We start from the raw sequence: 19522 nt of genomic DNA, 5'->3' as shown, positions 1-19522 counted from the left end.
AGCAAAAAATTCAACATGAGCGAAAAAGGAAGCATTGGCGTCATCATTGGAAACAGGGATTTTTTCCCGGACCGGCTGGTTGCGGAAGCGAGAGTGGAAATCATTGATCTCCTGGCGAAACTGAATATCAACAGCATTATGCTCGACACCGAAGATACCAAGCTGGGCGGTGTAGAGACATTTCAGGACGCACAGAAATGTGCAGCTTTATTCCGGAGACACCGGGACGAAATCATCGGCGTACTCGTCGTTTTGCCCAATTTTGGTGACGAAAGAGGCATTGCGGAGACATTAAAACTGGCAGAACTCAATGTGCCAGTGCTGGTGCAGGGCTACCCCGACGATCTGGACAAGCTGGATGTGGCCAGACGCAGGGATTCGTGGTGCGGAAAGATTTCTGCTTGTAATAATTTGTATCAATTTGGCATAAAATATACACTCACGACCAAACACGTGGTGCATCCCTCAGATCCCACTTTTGTGAAAGATCTGCTGGATTTTACAGCCGTATGCCGCGTTACCAAAGGTTTGCGTAATGTGCGTATCGGTGCTATTGGCGCGCGTCCGGGAGGATTTAACACAGTCCGTTACAGCGAGAAAATACTGCAAAGAAACGGTATATCCGTTGTGACGGTCGACCTTTCGGAAATCCTGGGCAATGCCAACAAGCTCACTGCCCAGGATGCAAGCGTGCAGCAGCGGCTGCAAAGGATCCGGGATTATGCGTCCACAGGCCGAACGCCCGACGCAGCATTGATTCAAATGGCGAAGCTGGACGTCGTTCTTTCTGATTTTATGCAGGAAAACGCGCTGGACGCTACGGCCATTCAATGCTGGACTTCGGTGCAGAAAAATTACGGGTGCAATGTGTGCACAAGCATGAGCATTATGAGCGAAAATATGCTCCCGAGCGGCTGTGAAGTGGATGTAACCGGCACGTTGAGCATGTATGCGCTACAACTGGCATCCGGTTCGCCGAGCGCACTCGTGGATTGGAATAACAATTACGCGAACGACGATAACAAATGTGTGCTTTTCCATTGTGGCAACTGGGCAAAATCCTTTTTGCCGGACATTGAGATCAGCACCGCGCCGATTTTAGGAACTTCTGTCGGGGAGGAAAATACGTATGGCGCATTGTCGGGCCGCACGCCGGCTATGCCGCTTACATTTGGCCGCATCAGTACGGACGATCCGCGCGGTGTGATGAAGGCTTACATTGGCGAAGGCAGGCTTACCGATGACACATTGAAAACATTTGGTAACCGGGCTGTGGCCGAAATCCCGAACCTGCAAAATTTAATGCAGTACATCTGCCGCAATGGTTTTGAACACCATGTTGTGATGAATGCTTCAAAAACAGCAGGCATTCTTAAAGAAGCATTAGGCAATTATATGGGCTGGGAAGTCCAGCTTTTTGATAATTAGTAGTCAGGGAAATCATGTCCGAAAAGGAGTTAGCGCAGAAATCGGTGGAGTACCGGAAGAAAATCCTCAAATACATTTATCAGGCCAAGGCCGGGCACACCGGCGGCAGCCTGTCGTGTATTGATATCCTGAATGTGCTCTACAACCACACGATGCAAATTGATGCATCCGATTTCAAATCCCCCGACCGCGACCGTTACATTCAGAGTAAAGGACACACCGTGGAAGCATTATATGTGGTGTTGGCTTCCAAAGGCTTTTTTCCCGAATCCGACCTGGACACACTTTGTCAATATCAATCCCATTATATCGGACACCCGACGCGCAAAGTGCATGGTGTTGAGCAAAATACGGGCGCATTAGGCCACGGACTTTCGCTAAGCGTAGGCACTGCCATTGCTGGGAAACTGGATAAAAAAAGTTACCGCGTTTTCACGGTTTTGGGCGACGGCGAACTGCCGGAAGGCTCTAACTGGGAAGCAGCATTGTCGGCGTCACATTACAAGCTTGACAATCTCTGCGCGATTTTGGATAAAAACACATTACAAATCTCAGGACCAACGGCCGATGTGCTTAATACGGATCCTGTTGACAAGAAATTCGAGGCTTTTGGCTGGGAAGTGCGGCATGTGGACGGGCATGATATCAAACAATTGAAAGAAGCATTCGATTCGCTGCCTTTTTCGAAGGGCAAGCCGAGCCTGATCATTGCTCATACGATAAAGGGTAAGGGCATCAGTTTCATGGAAAATCAGCTGAAATGGCACCATGGCGTGCCCGATCCAAAGCAATATGCCGATGCTGTGCAGGAGCTTGATCTGCATGGGGAAACGCTGGCCTCGGCATAGTTAGAAGGATTTATAATCAAAATGGACAGCATTGTGGATGCGACTATTGAAAACATTGCGGTTGCGCAACAGACGAACCTGGAAGTTTTTTCCAGCGTTTTGCAGCTGCTCGCAGAGACGGACAGGGACATTATTGTCGTAACCAGCGATTCGAGAGGGTCGGGAAAGCTTGTTCCTTTTGGCCAGAAATTCCCGGATCAGATCATTGAAGTAGGCATTGCGGAGCAAAACCTCGTAGGAGTTGCGGCTGGAATCGCCTCGACCGGGAAGAAAGTGTTTGCCGTTTCGCCGGCCTGTTTTCTGACCGCCCGCGCTTTGGAACAGATCAAAAATGACGTTGCTTATTCCAATAATCCGGTCACGCTGGTTGGGATCAGCGCAGGCGTGAGTTATGGCGCACTAGGCTCCACGCATCACAGTTTGCACGATTTTGCGGTTTTAAGGACCATTAATAATCTTATTATCGTGGCTCCGGCCGACAATTTTGAAGCGGAACAGGCGGTTATACTCGCAGCAGAAACCGATCTGCCGGTTTACATTCGTTTTGGAAAAAAATCAATGCCCTTGCTGTCTTCGGATAAATCATTTGAAATCGGAAAAGGCCGCATAATCCGTGAAGGAAGAGACCTGACGATCATTGCAACCGGCGAAACCGTCGAACATGCCTGTCGCGCAGCGCAGAGGCTGGAACGGGAGTTTAATCTCACCGCCACAGTCGTGAGTATGCACACCATTAAGCCTTTGGATTACAATCTTTTATCTGAAATTGCCGCTTCGGATAAACCTATCATTACCGTGGAAGAACACAGCGTTTACGGCGGGTTAGGAGAGGCTTGCGCTTCTTTTTTGATCCAAAATAATTTCCGTAACCGTTTCAAAATCATAGGTATTCCAGACGAATACACGGTGACCGGTTCACAGCAGGAAATCTTCAATCATTACGGAATTTCGGAAGATGGGATTACGCAAACCGCACTTGCCCTTTTGGGTGAATAAATAAAATCAGTTAAGGGTAAAGTTTTACGGGATTAGTCAGGAAATAAGCAGCTTCTTTCAAATATGGTAAATCGGGAATATTTTATGAAATTGTCAAGACAGGTTGCAATGGCTGCGCTGGCGCTGGTTTTTTCACAAGCAAGCGCCCAGCCCGTCGCTCAAAAGCACCGGGTTTTGATTTTGACAGACATTGAAAATGAACCCGATGACACCCAGTCCATGGTGCGTTTCCTGACTTATTCGAATCATTGGGATGTGGAAGGATTGATTGCAACAACTTCCATTCACCAGCAAAAAAGGATCGCTCCTGAAAAGATCAAGCAACTTATCAATGCTTACGGAAAAGTCAGGAATAACCTGTTGCTGCACGAAAAAGGCTATCCTGAAACGGAATATTTACTAAGCATTACCAAGAGCAGTTTTCCCGAATTCGGCATGAATGCGGTTGGAAAGGGAAAGGATTCGGAAGGTTCGGAATGGATCATTAAGGTGGTTGACAAAAAAGATGAGCGGCCGGTCTGGATTCCGGTTTGGGGTGGGGCGAATTGTCTCGCGCAAGCGCTTTGGAAAGTGAAAATGACGCGGTCGCCGGAAGATCTCAAAAAGTTTGTGTCTAAAATCAGAATGTACACCATTTCGGATCAGGATGATACAGGCCCATGGATCCGGAAAAATTTTCCCGACCTTTTTTACGTAGGCAGCCCTGGTTACCATGCCGCAGGCGCTTACCACTATGCAACGTGGTCGGGCATAAGCGGCGACAAATTTCATGGCCGGTTTGTTGGTGCCAATTTTACCATTGTGGACAATCCCTGGCTCGATGAAAACGTGCGTAACCACGGTCCGTTAGGCGCAGAATATCCGTTTACAAAGTTTCTGATGGAAGGTGACACACCCTCGTTTTTAGGGCTGGTCAACAATGGATTAAATGATCCCGAACATCCCGAATTCGGCGGCTGGGGCGGTCGTTATGAATTATACACACCACACACATTGAAATATTTTTACGAACCTGAAACCCGTCCGATCTACACGGATGCAATGGACGAAGTGAAAGGCGTCGATAGCGCATTTCACACGAGTAACAAGGCTACATTATGGAGATGGCGGGAAGCATTTCAAAACGATTTTGCAGCGCGCATGGACTGGACGATCAAGCCTTATAAAGAGGCAAATCATCCCCCAAAAGCAGCATTAAAACACGCAAACGCCATTAAAGCCAAAACCGGCGAAAAGGTAACATTAAGCGCGGAAGGTTCGGAAGATCCCGATGGAAATGAGCTTACTTACCAATGGATTTATTATCCTGAGCCTGGTTCCTATAACCAGAAAGATCCGCTGGGAATCAACAACTGGCAGGCAAAAAGCACATTTTTTACGGCTCCTAAGGTTGAGAAACCGGAAACGATCCACATTATCCTGGCCGTGACAGACAAAGGCGTTCCGGCGCTGACCAGATATCAGCGGGTGATCGTAACGGTTTATCCTGAGTAATGAGACAGACTTGCTGAGTCTACATTAACCAGATCCAACATGAAATTGAGAAAAGCACATCATATCCTCTATTGCCTGATTTTGGCACTCGCATTCGCGGGCTGCAAGTCCAAAGATGGTACCGAAGAGCCAAAGAAAATGGCAATCGTGGTTTCTACGCTCAATAATCCATGGTTTGTGTTTCTGGCGGAACGGGCGCAGGCGAAGGCGAAAGAGCTGGGTTATGAATCAAAAGTTTTTGATTCTCAGAACAATACATCGCTGGAAACAGACCATTTCGAGAATGCGATGGCGAGCGGTTATGACGCGATCCTGTTCAATCCGACGGACGCGGACGGCTCCATAGTAAATGTAAAAAATGCCACGGCAGCAGGCGTGCCGGTTTTTTGCATGGATAGGGAAGTGAATTCCAATGAAGCCGCCACTTCGCAAATTCTCTCCGACAGTTACTCTGGCTGCGTGGCGATTGCCAGATATTTTGTTGAAACATTAAATAAAAAAGGCAAATACGTCGAGATTCTGGGCATGGTGGGCGATAACAACACCTGGAACCGTTCGAAGGGTTTTCACAGCGTGGTGGACCATTATCCGGGGTTGAAAATGGTGGCCCAGCAAAGCGCGGACTTCGACAGAAACAAGGCCATGGAAGTCCTGGAATCTATTTTACAGGCGCAGCCCGACATCGATGCAGTTTTTTGCGGCAACGACGCCATGGCCATGGGCGCATACCAGGCTCTGGTCGCAGCGGGAAAAGCGGATAAGGTGAAAGTATTTGGATTTGATGGAGCCGAAGATGTGGTCAATTCCATCAAGGACGGCAAAATCATGGCAACCGGCATGCAGTTCCCCGAAGTGATGGCGCAAACGGCTGCCAACTTTGCCGACGAATATTTTAAAGGCAAACGCGATTTTCCGAAGAAAATGCCGGTGGCTGTGGAGCTGGTCGTGAAGGATAACATAGAAAATTACGCCGCTTACGGCAAAAAGGAATAGTAATGAAGAAAATGGTCCGATATGGTGTATTCCTGCTGATTGTGGCTTTTCTGGCTTATCATTCGGTGTATTTCAAAAGGCTGGATGAGGTGAAAGCGGGAACTGCTTCTTTCAATGCGGCCAAATATGCGGAAGAATTCTGGAACAAAAAGCTGACGCCGTCTTTGTCGAAATCCGCTGAGGCCGGACAACTTTTGTCGCTTTTGCGATCAGATAAAGACAAGGCTTTCAAGGATCACGCGCACGCACTAGGCATTGGGAACATTAAATATTTCCTGATCAAAGGCACAGGGAAAGTGACGGATGTGGAAGAAAATCAAGTGCTTATCAAGTTAGAATCTGACGGAGAAAAACCCGAAATGCGCATTGCTACTGAATATGTTTTTGGTAATGCGGTGCGGGATGCTTCCGGGACGATCGATATCAATGCGTTTTCCAACTCAATGGATTTCAACAATGTTTCGGCGGAAATCAACGAAATCATCAGGGAAAAAGTGATCCCGGCTTTTAAATCAAAGGTGAAACAAGGCGATGTGGTCGAATTTGCCGGGGCCATTGAACTAAATCAGGAACATTTGAAGCTGGATAACATTGAAATTATACCCATCAGCCTGAAAATAAGGAATTTGTAAATCAAAACGTCTTCAAAGTGCTGGAAGTTAACAACATAACGAAGAGATTTCCGGGCGTTATTGCGCTTGAAAACGTGTGCCTTTCCATTGAAGCTGGCAAAGTCACAGCGTTGATCGGGGAGAATGGTGCGGGGAAATCCACGTTGATGAAGATTCTTTCGGGCGTTTACCAGGATTTTGAAGGTGAAATTCATTTAAAAGGAGAGCCCGTCAAGTTCGCCGGCCCGAAAGACGCGCAGCAAAAAGGCATTGCGATCATTCACCAGGAACTCAATTTAATCCCATATCTGACCATTACAGAAAATATTTTTCTAGGGAGAGAAATGCTCACGCAGTTCGGGACGATTGACAAAAACCGGATGCGCAAAAAAACGCAGGAGCTGCTCGACAGGCTCAAACTCAAAGTGAAGCCCGAAACGCAGGTCGTGAAGCTGAAAGTAGGACAGCAGCAAATCGTAGAAATTGCCAAATCACTGCTCACAGACGCCGAACTGATCATTATGGACGAGCCAACTTCCGCCATAACAGGCAGCGAAGTGGACCTGCTTTTTGATATTATTGAAAACCTCAGAAACGAAGGAAAAGCGATCATTTACGTGTCTCACAAGCTGGACGAATTGTTCCGCATCGCGGATCATTATGTGGTGCTAAGAGATGGCAAATCCATTGAATCCGGGCGAATGGAGGGCATTACACAGGACCAGCTGATTGCGAAAATGGTCGGAAGGAAAATTGAAATCATGCGCAGAAGCACGGGCGCGGCAAAATGCGAGACATTGCTGGAAGTCAATAACCTCACATTAAAACATCCCGTCAGACCGAAAGAAGATCTTTTGAAAGACATTTCATTCAAAATTTGCAAGGGTGAGATCGTCGGCATCTTTGGACTAATGGGCGCCGGTAGGACTGAATTACTGGAAACCATTTTCGGTCTGCACGCTTCGGGCGTCAGCGGGCACATTTCCATGGAAGGCAAAGAATTGAAATGTGCTTCTCCCTCCGAAGCCATCACAGCCGGACTGGCGCTCGTTCCCGAGGACCGCAAAAAAGACGGACTAGTCCTTGGTCTGGATGTAAAAACGAACATTAGCCTCACTACACTGCCTGATCTTGAAAAACTGGGCACATTAAGCGATGCGAAAGAAGTGGCGCTGGCTGACAAATACATTGGCGAGCTGCAAATCAAAACATCTTCCAAAACCCAAAAAGCAAAAAACCTGAGCGGCGGAAATCAACAAAAGATTGTCCTTGCCAAGTGGCTGGCCACAAAACCCAAGCTGCTACTGCTCGATGAACCCACACGCGGGATCGATATCAATGCCAAAAACGAGATTTACAAACTGATCATTAAACTGGCCGAAGCAGGCTTGGGCATCGTAGTCGTTTCTTCCGAACTGCCGGAAATTCTGGCGGTTTCAGACCGGGTTCTGGTCATGGCGGAAGGTGCATTAACAGCTGGTTTTACGATCGACGAAGCCACCGAAGATTCCATTTTGCGGGCCGCAATTCCGCAATCCAATTTTGAAATAAAAGCATGAACATAGCATTAGACCGATCCAAATTACTGCGTTTCCAGTCCCTCATCGCGCTTTTTCTGCTGTGTCTGGGATTGAGTATTTTGTCGGACAAGTTTCTCAGCGTCTCAAACCTCTGGAATGTGATGCGACAGATTTCGGTTAACATTTGCATTTCCACAGGCATGACATTGATCGTGCTAACCGCCGGAATTGATTTATCAGTTGGCTCAATATTAGCACTTTGTGGCGCGATAACAGCCGGTTTGCTGAAAAACGGCATCGAACTGCCGGATAGCAATCTTTACATTGGCTTTACGATTTTAGGCGCTATTCTCGCCGGGCTGCTCACAGGTTCTGCCATGGGCGCATTCAGCGGCTGGACCATTACCAAGTTCAATGTGCCACCGTTTGTCGCAACGCTCGCCATGCTTACGGTTGCCCGCGGTCTCACCATGTTATGGACGCAAGGTTTCCCGATCAGCGGGCTGGGGGACACGTTTCTATATTTTGGAACGGGTTGGTTTTTGGGTATTCCCGTTCCGGTCTGGATATCGGCGGTCGTTGTAGCCGTCGCCGTTTTTGTCACCAATAAAACCCGGCTCGGACGTTACATTTATGCCATCGGCGGCAACGAAAGTGCTTCGCGACTCTCTGGTATTCAGGTTGATAAGGTTAAAATAATTGTCTACACGATTGCTGGTGCGTTAGCGGCTGTCGGGGGAATTATGGTAACTTCGCGTCTTGATTCTGCACAGCCTAATGCAGGCATAAGCTACGAACTGGATTCCATTGCGGCAGTCGTGATCGGCGGCACTTCGCTGTCTGGCGGCCGGGGCAGCATTTTGGGGACGGTTCAGGGTGCGATCATTATTGGTGTGCTTAATAATGGCCTGGTATTGCTCAATGTGTCGCCTTTTTGGCAACAAGTGGTGAAAGGTCTGGTTATCCTGATTGCCGTAATTATCGACAAATCAGGATCTAAAAACGATTGATTCCTAAATCCTGCTGCATAAGTTCTCAACATTAGTCCATCTACTATTCATCATGCTATGAGTCCAAAAACTGCTCAGGAACTTGCGTTGCCCGTGGGCGTGACGCTCGATCGTTTCATTATGTTAAGCCAAAGTGCATTTCCTTACGCAACGGGTGAGCTTTCACAATTGCTGCGGGATATCGCGCTGGCCGGTAAGATCATTAACCGGGAAATAAACCGCGCGGGTCTCGTGGACATCGCGGGCGGGAACGGAACGGACAATGTGCAGGGCGAAAATCAGCAGAAACTGGACATTATCGCTAATATCCGGTTTATAAGGGCATTGAAAAACGGGGGCGAAGTGTGTGCGATCCTGTCCGAAGAGGACGAAGACATTATTCACACCGGCAATGATCACGGTAAATATGTGGTGGCCATGGATCCGCTTGACGGCTCGTCCAACATTGATGTCAATGTTTCCATCGGAACGATTTTCTCTATTTACAGACGCGTTTCACCCATTGACGGACCTGCAACCAAAGAAGATTTTCTGCAAGGAGGACGCAAGCAGGTCGCGGCCGGTTACATTTTATATGGTTCGTCCACAATGCTCGTATATTCCACCGGCGACGGTGTGAACGGCTTCACTTACGATCATTCGTTAGGTGAGTTTATATTATCACACAAAAACATCTGCTCACCTCAGAACGGCACAATTTACTCCGTTAATGATGGTTATATCAATGATTACCCAGCGTTTGTGCAGAACTATCTGACCAAATGCAAAGAAAAATCCTGCACCGCCCGATACATTGGTTCACTGGTTGCAGACTTCCATCGCAACCTGCTCCGGGGCGGCGTTTACCTTTATCCATCCACCAAAAAAACGCCCGAAGGCAAGCTCAGGCTCTTGTATGAATGCTATCCGCTGGCATTTATTGCTGAAAAATCCGGCGGGAAAGCCATCGATGGTTTCGGAGCCATTCTCGACATCCTGCCCACTTCCTTTCACCAGCGTTCACCCATTTATCTGGGTTCTTCGACCATGGTGGATGAAGTGATGCGATCCTAACAATGCTATCATAACAAGGCTGATGATTTTCGTCGGAAAATGATATTTTAGATGTATATTTCTACAAAAATTGACAAAGTAGTTTTACGTCTTCGGCCTAATGAAGTTAAACTTTTACTGTTGTATCTACCTCATTTTGATGCAGTTTATTGCATCACCCGTCTTCCCGCAAACCAAACCACTACACTTCCGACACCTTTCTGCTGAAAACGGCCTTTTGAACAACAACGTCAACTGCGTAATGCAGGATAGAAAAGGCTTTATCTGGATTGGTACGAACGGCGGCTTGCACCGCTATGACGGTCATGAATTCAAAATTTTCAAAAATGAAGAGAAGGACAAAAACAGCATCAGCAACGATTTTGTGACCGCGTTGGCGGAAGACAAATCAGGCAATATCTGGATTGCAACCAGCGGCGGCGGCGTTAATGTCTTTGATCCTGATAAGGGTGTTTTTTCCAAATATACCGTTATTGAAAATGATCCGAAAACCATTTCCGGTGCTTATGTTAATAAGATTGTCCTTGATAAAAATGAAAAACTCTGGATCGCCACGACCGGCGGGCTGGACGTTTTCGACCCGGTGAGCAGGACTTTAATAAAACATTATAAAGCAGACGAACAAGACGAGACGAGCCTGACAGAAAACAATGTCAACACCGTTTTTTGTGACGCGCAGAACAACATTTGGGCCGGCACAGCGCGAGGAGTAAGCTTGCTGGACAGAAAAACAGGATCATTCCGCAGATTTGTATCCGACGGCCGGGAGGAAAGCCTGTCAGGTAATGATGTGCGTGCTGTTTTTCAGGATAGTAAAAACCGGGTTTGGGTAGGCACATATGGCGCCGGGCTTAATCTTTATCAGCCTGGTAATGGCACATTTCGGCAATTCAAAAACGATCCAAAAGATCCCGCGTCGCTTTCCAACAACAACATTACGAGCATTAACGAGAACCTGGGCGAGATCTGGATCGGGACAGAAAACGGAGGACTGAATATTCTGGATACCCAAAACTGGACTTTCAGTTCCTATGTCCATGATGAAGTGGACAGAAGCAGCGTGGCTGGAAATTCGGTGGACTATATTTATAAAGACCGGCAAAATAATCTCTGGCTGGGCATTTACAGCGCCGGATTGAGCATTTATAAAAGCAATAACAGCTTCATACACTATCAGCACAATTCGTCCGTAAACAGTCTTTCAAATGATTTCGTGCTTTGTTTTTTTGAAGATAAGGACCGGAACCTCTGGATCGGGACGGATGGCGGCGGGTTGAATTTAATGGATAGGAAAACGCAGAAATTCAGCACTTTCCGCCAGCAAAAATCGGGTATTTCGGGCGACTACATTCTGGCCATCGTTCCCGATCATGAAGACAAACTTTGGATCGGAACCTGGGGAAATGGATTGAATATTTTTGACCCGGAAACAAAGCGCTTTACTGTTTTAAAACATCAGGAAAACAATGTTAACACTTTGTATTCCAATAATGTATATGCAATAGCGAGGACACCCGACAGCAAGATATGGATAAGCACTTATGGCGAGGGGCTGGATGCTTATGATCCGGAAACGAAGCGCTTCAAGCATTATTTGAGCGATGTTGCCAATCCCAAAACACTTTCTGACAACACCATCAACTGCTTTCTGACAGACCGCAAGGGTAACTTATGGATAGGCACCGACGAAGGCCAGCTGAATCGCTATGATCCTGTAACCGACACATTTACAAGGTTTCGGGTGAGTGAAAGCGAGCGCGTTTTCAATAGCGCGATCAATTGCATGGCGGAAGATAAAAACGGCATTTTGTGGCTTTCAACTTTGCGTGGCCTCACCCGGTTTGACCCTCAGACCGGGAAATTTAAAAAATACACAACTAAGGAGGGATTGGTCAATAATGTTACCGAAGCGGTGATTGAGGATGATATGGGCATGCTCTGGATCAGTACGGTAAGCGGACTTTCGCGATTTGACCCGAAGTTGGAAAAATTTCAGAATTACACGGTTGAACATGGCCTTCAAGCGAGGGAATTTAAACAAAAATCGGCCTATAAAGACGGTGACGGCACATTGTATTTTGGCGGGGTAAATGGGTTTAATAAAATTAATCCAAGACAGATCAGCGGGGAAACCGGTCCCTATCCCATTGTCATGACCAGTTTCAAAGTCTTTAATCGCGACGAGGCAGATGCAGATCCGGACGGCTACGCACTCGTTTTGCCCCGTGAAATTTCCCAAACCCAAACCATTACGCTTTCGCACGATCAGTCCTTTATCTCGCTGACTTTCGCAGCGCTCGATTTTACTTCTTTTCAAAAAAGCTACGCCTATTTGTTGGAAGGTTTTGATAATAACTGGAACTATGTGGGTGATGACAACACCGCCATTTACACCAATCTGCCGCCCGGAAACTATGTGTTCAAGGTTAAGGCGCAGAACATTTCAGGAGCATGGATCACAGGACAAACCAACCTGAACATTATTGTTACTCCGCCATTCTGGGCAACCTGGTGGTTCAGGATGTTGTCGGTTTTCGTTGCAGCATGCACCATTTATCTGGTATATCGGTATCGGGTTAACACCATTATCAGACAAAAGGCGAACCTGGAAAAACTGGTGGAAGAACGCACCGCGACCGTGCAGAAACAAGCTGAGGAACTGCACGCGCAGTCGGACCATTTGCACGCGTTGAATGAAGAGTTACAATCACAATCGGAGGAGCTGCGCGTGCAGACCGAGGAGTTGTACGAACAACATGCACAGGCGCAAATTGCGCGGGATGAAGCGGAGCGGGCTAACCAGGCAAAGAGCATTTTTCTGGCCACGATGAGCCATGAGATCAGGACGCCGATGAATGGCGTTATTGGCATGACCGCTTTGCTTTCGGAAACGGAATTGACAGAGGAACAGCAGGATTATACCAAAACAATTGCGGCCTGCGGAGAAACACTCGTGAATGTGATCAACGATATTCTGGATTTTTCAAAAATAGAATCGGGCAAAATTGATCTTGAAGCACACGAATTCGAGCTGCGCCTGACCCTTGAAGAAATCATGGACCTGTTTTCTTTGCAGGCCTCAAAACAACACATTGACCTGCGCTACCACATTGAACCCGGCCTCCCGGATTATCTGGTCGGCGACAGTTCGAGGCTGAAACAAATCCTGACAAACCTGATCAATAATGCGATTAAATTCACGAGCAGCGGGGAAGTTTACGTGCATGTTTATCCTTATACACCGGCCGAATATGGCGAAATTGATGTCGGTTTTACGGTCAGAGACACTGGGATCGGCATTAAGCAAGAAAATTTGAATAATTTGTTCAAACCATTTTCGCAGGTAGATTCGTCTGTCAACCGAATGTACGGCGGCACCGGACTTGGCCTCGTTATCTGCGAGCGACTGATCCGGCTCATGAACGGTTCAATCCGCGTAGAAAGCGAGTATGGAAAAGGGTCATCCTTTCACTTTTATATTACGACTGGATATACCGAAAAGAATGCGAAATTAGCGCATCAACAAGACCTTTCTCCCAAATCAGAACCTGAAAAGCGAATGTTAGAAACCGAATTCTCGTCCGAATTTCCGCTCAAAATATTGGTTGCTGAAGACAATCTGGTCAATCAGAAGTTTATCGATTATGTACTTAAAAAGCTTGGTTATGAGATTGCTATGGCTGAAAATGGCTTACAAGCCATTGAAAAACTAGCCATAACAATGTATGATGTGATTCTTATGGATTTGCAAATGCCTATTATGGATGGTTTGGAGGCAACCAAGTTGATCCGGAAAGACCACAGCACATTACCTTACATTGTTGCATTAACAGCCAATGCCATGACCGAAGACCGTAACAATTGCCTTAACAACGGCATGGATGATTATATGGCGAAGCCTATGAAGCTGGAAGTGATTAAGGAAGTGCTTAAAAGAGCATATCAAAAGATTCATCAATTGCAGGTGAATACGCAGATCTGACATTTTCCACAAGCTTTTTGTATCTTAGAGTTTTAGCCATAACCATGAAAAAATGTCTCTCTCAACGCCGCCAGCTGCCCTCATTCCCGATCACCCAAAAAGCAAAATTGTCTATATCGATTACCTGAAAGTGCTGCTAACGGCACTCGTGATCGCGCATCATGCATTTGTCACTTACGGTGCACCGGGAGGATGGTATTATTCAGAAAAAACGACCGTAATGGGCGCTACAATGGTTATGACCATGTTCGTAGCGGTGAACCAGTCCTTTTTTATGGGCTTTTTCTTTTTTCTGTCCGCTTTGTTCATCCCGGCATCGTATCGAAAGAAAGGTGCCGTTGTTTTTATCAAGGATCGTTTTTTCAGACTTGGGATCCCATTATTGTTTTACTCCTTCATTCTGGCACCGGTGATGAACTACCTGGTTTACTATTTCGCGGGGGAGCATTACATTACATTCGTGCAATTTTTGTCAGGTTACGACGCCTGGATCAGCGTGGGCGTTTTGTGGTTCGTTGTGGCTTTGCTTCTTTTCAGCCTTATTTATGTTGCCTGGAAATATATTGCGAAATCTGCGCCGGATATATGGCCGATGCCAGCGACGAAAAACATTCTGCGTTTTGGAGTGACTCTGGGCGTTGTTAGTTTTATTGTGCGGCTGGGCTTTCCGGTGGGCTGGGAGTTAGAACCTGTCGGGTTTCAGCTGGGCCACTTTCCCCAATACATTGCTGTATTTATGGTCGGCATTGCTGCCGCGGAGAGTAAATGGCTGGATCAGCTGAATGCGGATCATTATAAAACGGTAAAGACCATAGCGTTATGTATGATCTTTATTGGTTTTCCGATGATTTATGCGATCAAAATCATTTTTGATAATCCACTTGAATGGTTCAGCGGCGGGCTGCATGGTGAAGCAGCGTTCTATGCATTTTGGGAACAGATCGCGGGCGTGTGCATCATGGTTACGCTGCTTGCGTACGGCAAAAAAAGATTAAACACCCCCAACGTATTTCTCAGTAAAATGTCACGCTGCGCCTTCGCCGTTTACATTCTGCATCCCCTGGTGCTCATTGTGCTTTCGCTTTTGCTGAGGACCTGGCCCGTAGATCCGGCAGTTAAATTGCTATTGGTTGCACCTTTCGGGATCGTTTTTAGCTTTTTGCTGGGGCATATTGTAGTTAAGATCCCGGGCGTGAATCAGGTTATTTAGCCATTGTTGTGCCATTTTTTTGGATCAGATAATGCTTACCCCTGTTCACATAAGCGTGAACACCATTGCTGATCAGGATCACCGCAACCACTGCCACTGCTGTGAAAGCAATGTCCTTATGCGCTTCCCAGTTCGCGACGGCCACGGCTGCAAGTCCCCATGCCCCAACCATTGCAGCTTCACGTAAGTTGCGGTTCCAGGTCAGGAAAAGCTGGACAAACCCGGCAACACCAATCATAATGATCGTCCACACGTTTGCGGAAATTCCAAATCCGTCCCAGCCGATTTTTGTCAGATATGCAGCCACATTTGCGATGAGCGCAACCGTGATCCAGCCCAGATATAATGCAAAAGGCCACCATTCAAAAGCTATCTTTTTCATGGTGATCAAATCCATTTCCATACGCGTCCTGATCACGATTCCTAGTAATGAGGCAAGTAAAACGGTCATGATCAGCACGGATGCGCCGGTGTAATCGTAAAGCCACGCAATGATCCAGAGACAATTCGCAATGCATGAAATGACAAAGAGCCATCCGATTTTGCCAACAAGTTCCGGCGCTTTTTTATCATTGAATAATCCCTTGCTCTGGTAAATCGCAAATGCGGCCAAGCCAATATAAATAATGCCCCAAATGGAGAATGCATAGCCGGAGGGCGTAAAGAAATTTTGGTATTCGGCCGAAACTGTGGCCATTGTATTGTCATTGAAAATACCCGTGTTGGACAGGTAATTCATAACTACTGTCACAATTAATGCCAGTATATTCGCTATTTGCAATGTCTTTGTCATGATGGAAGAACTGATTTTTATTAGATAAGACAGAAACAAGCAAAGCCTGTGCCAATATGATCAGAACAATATCGATCAACGAATTTTTTCTGTTATCGGAAAGTGTTCCGCTCGCCGATGTTCGTACTCCGGCCGAGTTTGCGCACGGCCATATTCCCGGCGCATTTAATCTGCCGTTGTTCAGCAATGAAGAGCGGGTTTTGGTAGGGACAACATACAAGCAGGTGGGGAGAGAGGAGGCGATCCTGTTGGGATTTGACCTTACAGGGTCCAAATGGTCGGGATTTATCAAGCATGCTTTGGAAGTTGCACCGGGAAAAAAAATCGCCGTGCATTGCTGGCGCGGTGGGATGCGCAGCGGAGCAATGGCTTGGGCGTTAAATCTTTATGGTTTTGAAGTTTACCTCATCGAGGGCGGTTATAAAAGTTTCAGGCGATTTGCGCTGAATCAGTTTTTACAACCGATGGAGCTGCTGATATTGGGCGGAAGGACGGGATCGGGCAAGACAAAAATTCTGCATGAACTGGCGTTACTGGGCGAGCAAGTGATTGATCTGGAAGATCTTGCGCAGCACCAGGGCTCGTCCTACGGCACAATGAACAAAATGATCCAGCCCTCACAGGAACAGTTCGAAAACAATCTGGCCTTTCAATTAAAAGATATAAATCGAGCAAAGCGCTTATGGGTTGAGGATGAAAGCAGGAATATTGGCAAAGTGACGATTCCAACGCCTTTTTTTAATCAAATGGCAAGGGCGTCGCTGATTGATATCCATGTGGAGCTGGAACAGCGCGTAGGAGCATTAATATTGGAATACGGCTCACTGGACAAAGATTTTTTAACCGCCTGCACCAACCGCATTCACAAACGGCTCGGACCTTTGCAGACGAAGCAAGCCATCGAGGCTATCAATGAGGGGCGTATAGCGGAATTTATTCGCATCGTGCTCGTTTATTATGATAAAACCTATCAAAAGGATATGGCCAAAAGGAGCGGGGAAAAGGTGCTTAGGATAGATATAATAAGCCAGGAAACTGCTGAAAATGCAAAGCAAATTTTAAATTTTACCAACACTATTCCGGCCACTGCGCAGGCGTAGCATCACAATGGATACAACAACTGTAAAACTAACGCAATACTCGCACGGGGCCGGCTGCGGCTGCAAGATCAGCCCCGCCATTTTGGACAAAATCCTGCACAGTCCGGTCGTTTCACAAGCCGATCCTCGCTTACTCGTAGGGAACGACAAGCGCGACGATGCGGCCGTTCTCGATCTTGGAAACGGAACCGCGCTCATTTCGACAACTGATTTTTTTATGCCCATTGTTGATGACGCGTACGACTTTGGCCGGATTGCGTCTGCCAATGCAATCAGCGACGTGTATGCCATGGGCGGAAATCCTGTGCTGGCCATCGCCATCCTCGGCTGGCCGATCGACAAGCTTGCCCCCGAAGTGGCACAAAGAGTGCTCGAAGGTTCGCGGGCAACTTGCGCGGAAGCAGGAATAACATTAGCAGGAGGCCATAGCATTGATTGTCCCGAACCGGTTTTCGGACTGGCTGTCAGTGGGTTGGTCAGCATTGAACATTTAAAACAAAACTCCACCGCCAAGGCAGGCTGCCGGTTATATCTGACCAAAGCGCTGGGCGTAGGAATACTTTCGACGGCACAGAAAAAAGGAATACTATTGCCGGAAGATGCCGAAATCGCCTTGAATAGTATGGTGAAACTCAATATTCTCGGCGAAACATTCGCACGGATGGACGGCGTGGAAGCCATGACAGACGTCACTGGTTTTGGGTTGTTGGGTCACCTTTCAGAAATGTGCGAGGGAAGCGGATTGTCGGCCATCATTGAATTTGAAAAGGTGCCCGTCATCGACTCGTTGTCTTACTATCTTGAGCAGCAATGTTTTCCGGGAGGCACGCAGAGAAATCTCGCGAGTTACGGACACAAGGTCGGGCCGCTGACTGATCTCCAAAAATATATTCTTGCGGATCCGCAGACGAGCGGCGGTTTGCTCGTTGCAGTGAGTGAGGAGCACGCGTCAGATTTTGAAAGGTCTATGGCTATTTTGGGCAATAACTTAATATCTTTCGGCTGGCTGGAACCTCAGCTCGACGGACCGCTGATCACAGTGCGGTAAAATGCAAAAGGGCTTGCCAATGAATTTTTGAACCAATAAAATTTTAAATTATAATGAAAAACATCAAACATTTTTTACTGCTCTTTTCCTTTATGCTGCTGTCGCTGAGCAGCCAGGCACAGACTAAGGAAGAGCCCTGGACAGCATCCCAGCTCATGCCGACCAAAGAACTGGCCGACATTATCAACAATCCGAAGGTTGAGAAGCCATTGATCATTAACATTGGCCCTCAGGCGGTGATCAAGGGTTCGGTGGATGTGGGACCGGGTAAGGAAAAGGATAATATTAAGAAGTTGGAAAAAATGCTTTCCAAGGAAGACAAGAACAGAGAAGTGGTGCTTTATTGTGGATGCTGCCCCTTTGATAAATGCCCGAACATTCGTCCCGCTTTCAGTTTGATCAAAGAAAAGGGTTTTGCCAAAGCCAAACTGCTTGACGTGCCCAAAAATATTAAAACAAACTGGATCGATCCGGGGTATCCTGTTAATGAGTGAATGAGCGGGCGCCGCTGCGTTGAATGACTGAATGATTTATATAATGTTGGTATTTAGGAGATTGGTTTTTGGTTTGGGCTTGCTGGCTGGGTTGAATGCTGCCGCGCAGGAGCGTATAATTAAGGTTGGAGAGAAGGCGCCGGAGATAGTTCTTTCCTCACTAGCAGGGGATGCTATCACACTTTCTTCCCAGAAGGGAAAAGTAGTTTTGGTCGATTTCTGGGCAAGCTGGTGTGCGCCGTGCATGGAGGAGCAGCCGGAGCTCAAAAAGTTTTACAATCAGTTTAATAAATCCAGGAACGCTGAGAAGAAATTCGAAATATATGGCGTCTCCCTGGACAGCAAAAAGCCAGCCTGGCAAGCAGCTGTAAAAAAGTATAATATCAAATGGATACAGGTAAGCGACCTGAAATTCTGGACATCCCCTGTCGCCAAAACCTACGAAATCGACGCATTGCCTTTCAATGTATTATTGGATAAAGAAGGAACGATCGTAGGGATCAACTTGCATGGCAAGAAGCTGGAAGACGCAGTGGCAGCGGAATTGGCAGAATGATCAGCGCAGCTCATATTCGTGCGTCAATGCCTCCACGGGAATGCGCAGCAGTCTACTGAACTTCCGAATCATGGTTAACGAAAGTGCTTGTTTGTAATTCAAAACCTTACTAACGGTTCCCTTGTCCCCGTATTCCTTCGCCAGATCAGCTGATTTATAACCGAAGTCATCCATTCGGATCTTGATCAATTCAATCGGATCAACCTCAGGTAAATTGGCGCCAATCCTTTCATACTCAGAAATCAGATGAACGAGCAAGAGCTTTTCCTTATGCTCATCACTATTTTTCGGGGCATTCTTTACTTTTTGATAACGAGCAAGCGCAAGCGCATAATCGCTTTCATTCTCGATTAAAAACCATTGTGTTTTCATAAATAGTTGTGTAT

The 19522-nt window shown here is 47.0% G+C and carries 17 protein-coding genes; 15 read left to right on the top strand and 2 right to left on the bottom strand.

Going from position 1 to position 19522, the window contains the following annotated elements; translation table 11 throughout:
• Positions 1-15 precede the first annotated feature (15 nt).
• The 11 genes from NFI81_RS08010 (at position 16) to NFI81_RS07960 (ending at position 15145) form a co-directional block, all read left to right on the top strand.
• On the top strand, positions 16-1428 hold the full coding sequence (locus NFI81_RS08010; RefSeq protein WP_234613028.1) for an L-fucose/L-arabinose isomerase family protein: 1413 nt from the start codon (positions 16-18) through the stop codon (positions 1426-1428).
• A gap of 14 nt (positions 1429-1442) precedes the next feature.
• The gene (locus tag NFI81_RS08005) at positions 1443-2276 is read left to right on the top strand and encodes a transketolase (protein WP_234613029.1); all 834 of its coding nucleotides are present in this window, start codon (positions 1443-1445) and stop codon (positions 2274-2276) included.
• 21 nt (positions 2277-2297) lie between these two features.
• Positions 2298-3272, top strand: coding sequence for a transketolase family protein (locus NFI81_RS08000; RefSeq protein WP_234613030.1), 975 nt, complete (start codon positions 2298-2300; stop codon positions 3270-3272).
• Positions 3273-3356: 84 nt separating this feature from the next.
• A complete protein-coding gene (locus tag NFI81_RS07995; protein ID WP_374759457.1) occupies positions 3357-4766 on the top strand; it encodes a DUF1593 domain-containing protein in 1410 nt (469 codons plus the stop codon).
• Between the two features lie 39 nt (positions 4767-4805).
• Positions 4806-5759: a D-ribose ABC transporter substrate-binding protein gene (locus tag NFI81_RS07990; RefSeq protein WP_234613032.1), complete on the top strand. Its 954-nt coding sequence runs from the start codon at positions 4806-4808 to the stop codon at positions 5757-5759.
• 2 nt (positions 5760-5761) lie between these two features.
• Complete coding sequence (locus tag NFI81_RS07985; protein WP_234613034.1) at positions 5762-6391, top strand: DUF2291 domain-containing protein; 630 nt, start codon at positions 5762-5764, stop codon at positions 6389-6391.
• Positions 6392-6408: 17 nt separating this feature from the next.
• Entirely contained in the window at positions 6409-7929 is a 1521-nt protein-coding gene (locus NFI81_RS07980) for a sugar ABC transporter ATP-binding protein (RefSeq protein WP_234613035.1), read from the top strand.
• On the top strand, positions 7926-8900 hold the full coding sequence (locus NFI81_RS07975; protein WP_234613036.1) for an ABC transporter permease: 975 nt from the start codon (positions 7926-7928) through the stop codon (positions 8898-8900). Before NFI81_RS07980 ends, NFI81_RS07975 begins: the two co-directional genes overlap by 4 nt.
• A 57-nt stretch (positions 8901-8957) precedes the next feature.
• Complete coding sequence (gene fbp / locus NFI81_RS07970) at positions 8958-9953, top strand: class 1 fructose-bisphosphatase (RefSeq protein ID WP_234613037.1); 996 nt, start codon at positions 8958-8960, stop codon at positions 9951-9953.
• Positions 9954-10092: 139 nt separating this feature from the next.
• A complete protein-coding gene (locus NFI81_RS07965; RefSeq protein ID WP_234613038.1) occupies positions 10093-13935 on the top strand; it encodes a hybrid sensor histidine kinase/response regulator in 3843 nt (1280 codons plus the stop codon).
• A gap of 52 nt (positions 13936-13987) precedes the next feature.
• On the top strand, positions 13988-15145 hold the full coding sequence (locus tag NFI81_RS07960; RefSeq protein WP_234613039.1) for an acyltransferase family protein: 1158 nt from the start codon (positions 13988-13990) through the stop codon (positions 15143-15145).
• Here NFI81_RS07960 and NFI81_RS07955 read toward each other — a convergent pair.
• Entirely contained in the window at positions 15138-15938 is an 801-nt protein-coding gene (locus NFI81_RS07955) for a TspO/MBR family protein (protein ID WP_234613040.1), read from the bottom strand. The genes NFI81_RS07960 and NFI81_RS07955 overlap by 8 nt on opposite strands.
• Positions 15939-15994: 56 nt before the next feature.
• Here NFI81_RS07955 and mnmH point away from each other — a divergent pair, with 56 nt between their 5' ends.
• Genes mnmH through NFI81_RS07935 form a run of 4 tightly spaced genes read left to right on the top strand, consistent with a single transcriptional unit; the run spans position 15995 to position 19136 of the window.
• Positions 15995-17038, top strand: a complete 1044-nt coding sequence (gene mnmH / locus NFI81_RS07950; protein WP_234613041.1) for a tRNA 2-selenouridine(34) synthase MnmH — start codon at positions 15995-15997, stop codon at positions 17036-17038.
• Positions 17039-17045: 7 nt separating this feature from the next.
• Positions 17046-18086 (top strand): selenide, water dikinase SelD, encoded by a 1041-nt coding sequence (gene selD / locus NFI81_RS07945; protein ID WP_234613042.1) that lies wholly within the window; start codon positions 17046-17048, stop codon positions 18084-18086.
• 53 nt (positions 18087-18139) lie between these two features.
• A complete protein-coding gene (locus tag NFI81_RS07940; protein WP_234613043.1) occupies positions 18140-18580 on the top strand; it encodes a rhodanese-like domain-containing protein in 441 nt (146 codons plus the stop codon).
• A 43-nt stretch (positions 18581-18623) separates the two neighbouring features.
• Entirely contained in the window at positions 18624-19136 is a 513-nt protein-coding gene (locus NFI81_RS07935) for a TlpA family protein disulfide reductase (protein WP_234613044.1), read from the top strand.
• Here NFI81_RS07935 and NFI81_RS07930 read toward each other — a convergent pair whose 3' ends face one another.
• Positions 19137-19508: a helix-turn-helix domain-containing protein gene (locus tag NFI81_RS07930; RefSeq protein ID WP_234613045.1), complete on the bottom strand. Its 372-nt coding sequence runs from the start codon at positions 19506-19508 to the stop codon at positions 19137-19139.
• Positions 19509-19522 lie beyond the last annotated feature (14 nt).

Origin of the sequence: Dyadobacter fanqingshengii (assembly GCF_023822005.2) — a bacterium.
Lineage (GTDB): Bacteria > Bacteroidota > Bacteroidia > Cytophagales > Spirosomataceae > Dyadobacter > Dyadobacter fanqingshengii.
The sequence above is the reverse complement of the archived record's forward strand: the minus strand, read 5'-3'. Positions and strand labels throughout refer to the sequence as shown.

Excerpts from the sequence above, each read along its gene's own strand:
- NFI81_RS07960 (WP_234613039.1), top strand. The coding sequence starts at position 13,988 with ATGTCTCTCTCAACGCCGCCAGCTGCCCTCATTCCCGATCACCCAAAA.
- NFI81_RS08005 (WP_234613029.1), top strand. The coding sequence starts at position 1,443 with ATGTCCGAAAAGGAGTTAGCGCAGAAATCGGTGGAGTACCGGAAGAAA.
- NFI81_RS07990 (WP_234613032.1), top strand. The coding sequence starts at position 4,806 with ATGAAATTGAGAAAAGCACATCATATCCTCTATTGCCTGATTTTGGCA.
- NFI81_RS08010 (WP_234613028.1), top strand. The coding sequence starts at position 16 with ATGAGCGAAAAAGGAAGCATTGGCGTCATCATTGGAAACAGGGATTTT.
- selD (WP_234613042.1), top strand. The coding sequence starts at position 17,046 with ATGGATACAACAACTGTAAAACTAACGCAATACTCGCACGGGGCCGGC.
- NFI81_RS07965 (WP_234613038.1), top strand. The coding sequence starts at position 10,093 with ATGCAGTTTATTGCATCACCCGTCTTCCCGCAAACCAAACCACTACAC.
- NFI81_RS07930 (WP_234613045.1), bottom strand. The coding sequence starts at position 19,508 with ATGAAAACACAATGGTTTTTAATCGAGAATGAAAGCGATTATGCGCTT.
- NFI81_RS07935 (WP_234613044.1), top strand. The coding sequence starts at position 18,624 with ATGTTGGTATTTAGGAGATTGGTTTTTGGTTTGGGCTTGCTGGCTGGG.
- mnmH (WP_234613041.1), top strand. The coding sequence starts at position 15,995 with ATGATCAGAACAATATCGATCAACGAATTTTTTCTGTTATCGGAAAGT.
- NFI81_RS07940 (WP_234613043.1), top strand. The coding sequence starts at position 18,140 with ATGAAAAACATCAAACATTTTTTACTGCTCTTTTCCTTTATGCTGCTG.
- NFI81_RS07995 (WP_374759457.1), top strand. The coding sequence starts at position 3,357 with ATGAAATTGTCAAGACAGGTTGCAATGGCTGCGCTGGCGCTGGTTTTT.
- NFI81_RS07985 (WP_234613034.1), top strand. The coding sequence starts at position 5,762 with ATGAAGAAAATGGTCCGATATGGTGTATTCCTGCTGATTGTGGCTTTT.
- NFI81_RS07955 (WP_234613040.1), bottom strand. The coding sequence starts at position 15,938 with ATGACAAAGACATTGCAAATAGCGAATATACTGGCATTAATTGTGACA.
- fbp (WP_234613037.1), top strand. The coding sequence starts at position 8,958 with ATGAGTCCAAAAACTGCTCAGGAACTTGCGTTGCCCGTGGGCGTGACG.
- NFI81_RS08000 (WP_234613030.1), top strand. The coding sequence starts at position 2,298 with ATGGACAGCATTGTGGATGCGACTATTGAAAACATTGCGGTTGCGCAA.
- NFI81_RS07975 (WP_234613036.1), top strand. The coding sequence starts at position 7,926 with ATGAACATAGCATTAGACCGATCCAAATTACTGCGTTTCCAGTCCCTC.